Source organism: Bradyrhizobium sp., from assembly GCF_049798375.1.
GTDB lineage: Bacteria > Pseudomonadota > Alphaproteobacteria > Rhizobiales > Xanthobacteraceae > Bradyrhizobium.
Genome location: NZ_JBARGP010000209.1, coordinates 1 through 4,153, shown reverse-complemented (window position 1 = coordinate 4,153; position 4,153 = coordinate 1). Strand labels below are relative to the sequence as shown.

Here is a 4,153-nt window from a genome sequence, read left to right as displayed (position 1 = left end):
ATCTTCAGCTCTTCCAGCATCCCCGGGCTGCCGCACATCATGATGCGGTCGGTCTCGATATCGAGCGGCGGCTGGCCGAGATCGTTGAATATCTGTTCGGAGGAGATCAGGTCGGTGATGCGGCCGCGGTTACGGAACGGCTCGCGCGTCACGGTCGGATAGTAGAACAGCTTCTCGGACAGCAACGGCCCGAACAGCTCGTCCTCGCGCAGCTTCTCGACCACGGTCTCGCCATAGGCGAGCTCGGCGACCTGGCGGCAGCCATGGACCAGCACGATCTGCTCGAACTGATCATAGACCTCGGGGTCCTTGATCAGGCTCGCGAACGGCGCCAGGCCGGTACCGGTCGACAGCAACAGCAGGCGTTTGCCGGGCAGGAGATTGTCGCAGATCAAGGTGCCGGTGGCCTTGCGGCCGACCAGAATGGTGTCACCTTCCTTGATCTTCTGCAGGCGGGAGGTCAGCGGACCGTCCTGCACCTTGATGCTGAAGAACTCCAGCTCCTCCTCGTGATTGGCGCTCGCCATGCTGTAGGCACGGAGCAGCGGCCGACCCTCGACCTCGAGGCCGATCATGGCGAACTGGCCGTTCTGGAAACGGAAGCCGGCGTCGCGGGTGGCACGGAAGGAGAAGAGGGTGTCCGTCCAATGCTGGACAGCAAGAACTTTCTCTCGATAGAACGCGCTCATGTCGTTTGTTTTTTCACTTGGCTGGAAGTTGGAAGAAACATCTCGTCTTGAGCAGGGGCGGCAGAAGTCCCTGTTACGTCTCGCGAATTCCGGCTTTCAAGTAAACGAAAATGAGAGATAATCAACCCGCTGCAACGCACAATTGATCGCGTTCAAATGCATGCCAAATTAGGATCGTCCACGGTTTGGGCAATTCGTTTGTATACGAACAATCTCCCGTAATTTAGTTACGGAGATGTCCCTTCTCCAGCACTTAAATTCCGCAACGAGCGCGCAATCGTTAGGCAATGATTAACCACCCGCGGCTCCTTTTTGAGATTACCAAGCGGTATTGCGCCGAGCGCGGCATCGCGCTGGATATCCGCGCCGACGGTTGGCTGTTGGTCATGGACCGCGGCAGCGATCGCCGTCTGGTTCTGGGTTACGACCTCGGCCTCAACAGTGCCGTCGCGCACCGAATAGCCAGCGACAAATCCGCCACGGCCGAGCTGCTGGCCCTGTCGGGCATCGCCTGCGTTCCACATGCGTTCTTCCTCGGCCCGCAGGCGGGGCCGCGCGCGCCGCTGGCGCCGATGCTCAAACTGCTCGACGCCCATCCCCATGGTCTCGTGGTCAAGCCCAACGAAGGCACGTCGGGTCGTCTCGTGGTCCGGGCGACGACCCGTGACGCGCTCGCGCGCGCCGCCGACGCGGTTTTCGCAGCAAACATGAGCGTCGCGATCGCGCCTTATCTCGACATCGACGACGAGGTCCGGGTCGTGCTGCTCGATGGCACGCCACAGCTGGCTTACGCCAAGCAGCGGATCGTGGTCGTCGGCGACGGCAGGCAGTCGTTTCGCGAGCTTGCGCTCGCGGTCACTCCGCCCGAGCGGCATGTGCAGCTGATCGACAATCTGCATATCGAGACCGACGATAATGAACTCGATGCGATCGTCGCGTTGGGCGAGCGGCGCCTATTGAACTGGCGTCACAATATGGAATTCGGCGCGCGGGCAATCGTGCTCGATGACGGCGAGAGCCGCGACGCCTGCGTGGCGCTGGCGATCGCAGCCACCGACGCACTCGGCATCCGCTTCGCATCCGTCGATGTGGTGCGCGTGCATGATCGCTGGCAGGTGCTCGAGATCAATTCCGGTGTCGTGATGGAGCGGCTCGGCCAGCAATATCCCGAGCACGTCCGGGCGGTCTACACGGCGGCGCTGGACAAGATGTTCGCATGAACCGCACCTGAGACGACAACAGCTCCCCTTTCGTCATTCCGGGGCGCGCGAAGCGCAAACCCGGAATCCGTTTTACCACACCACCTGAGGTCCGATGGATCCGGCTGCGCTTTGCCTATCCTACGACTCACGATCTAAAACTGACCGCTGCGGCATCCGCACATTCCGTCGTCGTCCCGGCGAACGCCAGGACCTATAACCACCGGCCTGGATTGTTGAAGCAGGCTGGAGCTACAGCGTATCATGACCACCGGCCTCGGTGGTTATGGTCCCGGCGCGCGCTTCGCTTGGCCGGGACGACGACAGAGTGAGCCGCGAAAGCTATGGCCCATAAGGGCACTTCACTCGGTCGCGCTCGGGCTTTCGTCGAGCACGTGGAAGGCTTCCTCGAGCTGCGGCGAGATCGGGACGTTGAGTTTCTCGCCGGTGGGCAGCCGGCTGACGAACCATTTGTTGTAGAGCGGAATCAGGTCGTGATTGGAGCCGAGCTTACGGAAAGCACGCTCCACGACGGCGGCGAGTTGCGGCTCGCCCTTGCGGAACATGATGCCGTAGGGGTCGTAGGACAGGTAATCGCCGGTGACACGAAACTTGTCCTGCGACTTGTGTCGCGCGATCAGGCCCGAGAGCAGGATATCATCGGTGGCGAACGCATCGGCCTTGCCCTTGACCAGCATCTGGTAGGACTGCTCGTGGTCATCAGCGGTGACGACATTCAGACCGAGCGAGAACTTCTTGTCGGCATTATGCATTGCCTGCTCATTGGTGGTGCCCTTGGTCAACACCACGTTCCGGCCTTTCAGGTCCGTCACGGCCGTAATGCCGGAGGCCTTCGGTACCATCAGCTTGGTGCCGGCGACAAACATCAGTGGCGAGAACGCGACCTGCTTGGCGCGCTCGGCATTGGCGGTGGTCGAGCCGCATTCCAGATCGATCTTGCCCTGCGTCACTGCAGCAATGCGATCGTCCGATGTCACTTTGACATAGTCGATGCGCAAGGCGGGCTCGTCGACCTCGACGCCGATCTCGTCGACGACGGCCTCGCACAGTTCGAGGCTGTAGCCGATCGGCCGGTTGGCCTGATCGAGGAAGGAGAACGGCGGCGAGCTCTCGCGATAGCCGAGATGCACGACATGGCTGGCCTTGATCGCGGCCAGCGTCGGCGAGAGCCCTTCGCCGCCCTGTGCGGCGGCGAAGGAGACGGGACAGCAGACGGCCAGCAACACACCGCACGCTGCGAGCATCCTGTTTGCGGGCTGGCGCATCCGATGCGTTCCCTCAGTGACCGGCCATGACCGGCACTTCACCTGGAATCATGCTCGGCGGGACCACGTCGCTCGGTCCGAGCGCGTGCTCCGGCCCGAGCTCGCCCTCCCACTTCGCGACCACGGAGGTCGCCAGCGTGTTGCCGATCACGTTGGTGGCGCTGCGGCCCATGTCGAGGAAGGTGTCAATGCCCATGATCATCAGCAGGCCGGCCTCGGGAATGTTGAACTGCGACAAGGTCGAGGCGATCACCACCAGCGAGGCGCGCGGCACGCCGGCGACGCCCTTGGAGGTGATCATCAGGGTCGCCAGCATCGCGAGCTGGGTGCCGAGCGACATCTCGACCTTGTAGGTTTGCGCGATGAAGATCGATGCGAAGGTACAGTACATCATCGTGCCGTCGAGATTGAAGGAATAACCGAGCGGCAGCACAAAGCTCGAGATCCGCTGCGAGGCGCCGAACTTGTTCAGCCCCTCCAACGTCTTCGGATAGGCCGCCTCCGAGCTCGCGGTCGAGAACGCGATCATCAGCGGCTCACGGATCAGCCGCAGCAGATGGCTGTAGCGCGGCCCGATCACGACGAAGCCGACCACGACCAGGATGCCCCACAGGATGAACAGCGAGAAGTAGAAGCCGCCCATGAACACGATGAGCTTCCACAGCACGCCAAGCCCATTCTTGGCGACGGTGGCGGTGATCGCGGCCCACACCGCGATCGGTGCGAACTTCATCACATAGCTCGTCACCTTCAGCATGATGTGGCCGATATCGTCGATCAGCGACAGCAGCTGCTTGGAGCGTTCGGGCAAGGCGCCCATCGCGACCGAGAAGAACACCGCGAAGATCACGATCTGCAGGATCTCGTTCTGCGCCATCGCGTCCGCGATCGAGGTCGGGATCAGATGGGTGAGGAATTTCTCCACCGAGAAGGCGGAGACCGGCAGCCCGGTCGACTGGCCCTTGTCCGGCAGGGTGCC

4 protein-coding genes are annotated in these 4,153 nt (G+C 62.1%); 1 reads left to right on the top strand and 3 read right to left on the bottom strand.

Translation table 11 applies throughout. The annotated features are described in order from the left end of the window. The coding region (locus tag WA702_RS09045; protein WP_425110180.1) for a ferredoxin--NADP reductase at window positions 1-689 on the bottom strand (689 nt) is incomplete at its 3' end. A gap of 386 nt (window positions 690-1,075) precedes the next feature. Here WA702_RS09045 and WA702_RS09040 point away from each other — a divergent pair. Continuing rightward, complete coding sequence (locus tag WA702_RS09040; protein WP_425110179.1) at window positions 1,076-1,909, top strand: ATP-grasp domain-containing protein; 834 nt, start codon at window positions 1,076-1,078, stop codon at window positions 1,907-1,909. Between the two features lie 341 nt (window positions 1,910-2,250). On the opposite strand, the gene WA702_RS09035 is transcribed toward WA702_RS09040, so the two are convergent. After that, window positions 2,251-3,153 carry an amino acid ABC transporter substrate-binding protein gene (locus WA702_RS09035; RefSeq protein WP_425110181.1) on the bottom strand — a complete coding sequence of 301 codons (903 nt, stop codon included), beginning with the start codon at window positions 3,151-3,153 and terminating at the stop codon, window positions 2,251-2,253. A gap of 34 nt (window positions 3,154-3,187) precedes the next feature. Next, window positions 3,188-4,153 (bottom strand): dicarboxylate/amino acid:cation symporter (locus WA702_RS09030; RefSeq protein WP_425110178.1); only part of this gene is annotated, 966 nt, incomplete at its 5' end.